Origin of the sequence: Streptomyces sp. NPDC018031 (genome assembly GCF_044327625.1) — a bacterium.
In the GTDB taxonomy this organism is placed as follows: Bacteria; Actinomycetota; Actinomycetes; order Streptomycetales; family Streptomycetaceae; genus Streptomyces.
In genome coordinates, this window is sequence record NZ_JBIRFT010000060.1 from 1 (window position 1) to 3,530 (window position 3,530).

The 3,530-nt window shown below is 75.4% G+C and carries 2 protein-coding genes; both read right to left on the reverse strand.

Going from position 1 to position 3,530, the window contains the following annotated elements; all coding sequences use genetic code 11:
- Positions 1 to 1,815 (reverse strand): type I polyketide synthase (locus ACH4B3_RS34200; RefSeq protein WP_398469685.1); only part of this gene is annotated, 1,815 nt, incomplete at its 3' end.
- Positions 1,816 to 1,839: 24 nt separating this feature from the next.
- On the reverse strand, positions 1,840 to 3,530 hold a 1,691-nt coding region (locus tag ACH4B3_RS34205), incomplete at its 5' end, for an SDR family NAD(P)-dependent oxidoreductase (protein ID WP_398469687.1).

Here is a 3,530-nt window from a genome sequence, read left to right on the forward strand (position 1 = left end):
CCGCTCCATCGACTCCGCGAACACCGGCACCGAAGCCATCAACTCCCGCGCCATCCCCACCCACTGCGCCCCCTGACCCGGGAACACGAACACGGGCAGCGCGGAGCCGGCGGTGGCGCCCCGGATCACCTGGGCCGACTCGCCCCCTTCGGCCAGGGTCGCCAGCTGCCGCAGCAGCTCGTCCTTGTCCCGCCCGGTGAGCACCGCGCGGTGCTCGAAGGCGGTGCGGCGGGTGGCGAGGGAGAGGCCCAGGTCGGCCGCGCCCGCCGCGGGCCGGAGCCGGACCGCGGAGCGCAGCCGGGCGGCCTGGTCGCGGAGCGCGGCGGGGGTCTTGGCGGAGAGCACCCACGGCAGCAGCGTGCCGGTGGTGTCGGCGCCGGGCTCCTCGGTGTCCGGTTCCGGCGCCTGCTCCAGGATGATGTGGGCGTTGGTGCCGCTCATGCCGAACGACGACACGGCGCCGCGGCGCGGGCGGCCGGTCTCCGGCCAGCCGCGGGCCTCGGTGAGCAGTTCCACGGCGCCGGACGCCCAGTCGATGTGCGGTGACGGCTCGTCCACGTGCAGCGTCTTCGGCAGCACCCCGGCGCGGAGCGCCATCACCATCTTGATGACGCCGCCGACCCCGGCCGCGGCCTGCGCGTGGCCGATGTTGGACTTGATGGAGCCCAGCCACAGCGGGTGCGAGGTCTGCTCGGGGGTGCGCCGGCCGTAGGTGGCGAGCAGCGCCTCCGCCTCGATGGGGTCGCCGAGCCGGGTGCCGGTGCCGTGCGCCTCGACCGTGTCCACCTCGTGCGGGGCGAGCCGGGCGTCGTCCAGCGCCTGGCGGATGACGCGGCGCTGGGACGGGCCGTTGGGGGCGGTGAGGCCGTTGCTGGCGCCGTCCTGGTTGATCGCCGAACCGCGCATCACGGCGAGCACCTGGTGCCCGTTGCGCAGCGCGTCCGACAGCCGCTCGACCAGCAGCACGCCGACGCCCTCGGCCCAGCCGGTGCCGTCGGCGCCGGCCGCGAACGCCTTGCAGCGACCGTCGGGGGCGAGCCCGCGCTGCCGGCTGAACTCCAGGAACACCCCGGGGCTGGACATGATCGTCGCGCCGCCCGCGAGGGCGAGGGTGCACTCGCCGCGGCGCAGGGCCTGGGCGGCGAGGTGGAGGGCGACCAGCGACGAGGAGCAGGCGGTGTCGACGGTGACGGCCGGGCCCTCCAGCCCCAGGGTGTAGGCGACCCGGCCGGACACGACGCTGGTGGCGGTGCCGGTGAGGGTGTAGCCCTGGACGTCTTCGGGGAGTTCGTCGAGGTCGGTGCCGTAGCCAGGGGACCCGGCGCCGATGTAGACGCCGGTCCGGGTGCCCTTGAGCGTGCCGGGCCGGATGCCCGCCCGCTCCAGCGCCTCCCAGGAGGTCTCCAGCAGCAGCCGCTGCTGCGGGTCCATGGCCAGCGCCTCCCGCGGCGAGATGCCGAAGAAGCCCGCGTCGAACTCGGTGGCGTCGTGGACGAACCCGCCGTCGCTGACGTAGCTGGTGCCGTGGGTGGCCAGGTCGGGGTCGGTGAGCGCGGCCAGGTCCCAGCCCCGGTCGGAGGGGAGCGGGGACAGCGCGTCGGCCCCGTCGGCGACGAGCTGCCACAGGTCCTCGGGCGAGGCCACACCGCCGGGGAAGCGGCAGGCCATGGAGACGATGGCGATGGGTTCGCGCTGGGCGGCGAGGAGTTCCTCGTTGTGCTGCCGCAGCCGTTCGGCCTCCGTGACCGAGGCCCGGAGCGCCGCGACGATGGTCTCCGTCGAGGTGGCGGAGGTGGATGAGGATGAAGAGGTCATGACGGACTCAGCTCCGGGGTCGCTTCAGGATTCGTTCTTGCGCAGCGCCAGCTGGACGAGGTCGCCGACGTCCATGGCCGCGATGGCGGCGGCGTCGTTCCGCTCGTCACCGGCCGGGTCGGCGGTGCCCTCGTCGAGGCCGGTGAGGCGCAGCAGGGTCTCCATGACGCCCGCGTCGCGGAACGTCGAGATGGGCAGGGCGGCCAGCGCGCGCCGGAACTCCGCTTCCTGCTCGTCCTCGGTCGCGCCTTCCGCGCCTGGTTCCTCGTCCCCGGTGGCCAGTTCCGCCCCCAGGTGCCGGGCGAGGTCGGTGGGGGTGGGGTGGTCGAAGACGACGGCCGCCGCGAGGCGCAGCCCGGTGGCGGCGCCGATCCGGTTGCGCAGCTCCACCGCGGTGAGGGAGTCGAATCCCACGTCGCGGAAGGGCCGTTCGGGCTCCACGCCCTGGGCCGTGGTGTGGCCGAGGACGGCAGCGGCCTGGGTGCGGACCAGCTCCAGCAGGACGCGTTCCCGCTCGGTGCGCGAGGCACCGGCCAACCGCTGGGCGAGGGCCGCGGCGCCGGACGCGTCCGGGGCCGAGCCGGCGGTGCGCCGCTGCGGGGCGCGGACCAGGGCCCGCAGCAGTGCCGGTACCTCCTCGGTCGCGGCCCGGTTGCGCCACATGCCCAGGTTGAAGCGGGCGGGCAGCAGCACCGCCTCGTCGGCGGCGAGCGCGGCGTCGAACAGCGCGAGCCCCTGCTCGGAGCTGAGGGCCTGGACGCCGGAGCGGTTGACGCGGGCCAGGTCCTCGGCTCCGAGCTTGCCGGTCATGCCGCTGGCCTCCTCCCACAGGCCCCAGGCGAGGGACGTGGCGGGCAGGCCGCGCTGCCTGCGCCGCACGGCGAGGGCGTCGAGGTAGGAGTTGGCGGCCGCGTAGTTGCCCTGACCGGCGCCGCCGAGCACGCCGCCCATGGAGGAGAACAGCACGAACGCGGTCAGGTCCAGGCCGGCCGTCAGCTCGTCCAGGTTGCGTGCCGCGTCGACCTTGGGCCGCAGCACCCGTTCCACCTGCTCGGCCGTGAGGGAGCCGATGACTCCGTCGTCGACCACGCCGGCGACGTGCACCACGGCGGTCAGCGGCCGGTCGGCGGGCACCGCGGCCAGGGTCGCGGCGAGCGCGTCCCGGTCGGCCGCGTCGCAGGCCACCAGTTCCGGTTCGGCGCCGGACTTGCGCAGCTCGGCGAGGAGTTCGTCGGCGCCGGCGGCGGCCGGGCCGCGCCTGCTGGTCAGCAGCAGGTGGCGGACGCCGTGCTCGGCGGCGAGGTGGCGGGCGACGAGCCCGCCGAGGGTGCCGGTGGCGCCGGTGACGAGCACCGTGCCGCGGCTGTCCCAGCCGCCCGGCACGGTGAGCACCACCTTGCCGGTGTGCCGGGCCTGGCTGACGTACCGGAACGCCTCCGGGGCGCGCCGTACGTCCCAGGTCCGGACCGGCAGCGGGGTCAGCTCGCCGCGCGCCAGCAGGTCCACGACCTCGGTCAGCATGGCGCCGATCCGGTCCGGGCCGCTGGTGATGAGGTCGAAGGCGGTGTACCGGACGCCGGGGTGGCGGTCGGCGACCTGCTCCGGGTCGCGGATGTCGGTCTTGCCCATCTCCAGGAACCGGCCGCCGCGCGGCAGCAGGTCCAGCGACGCGTCCACGAACTCCCCGGCCAGGGAGTTCAGCACCACATCCGCGC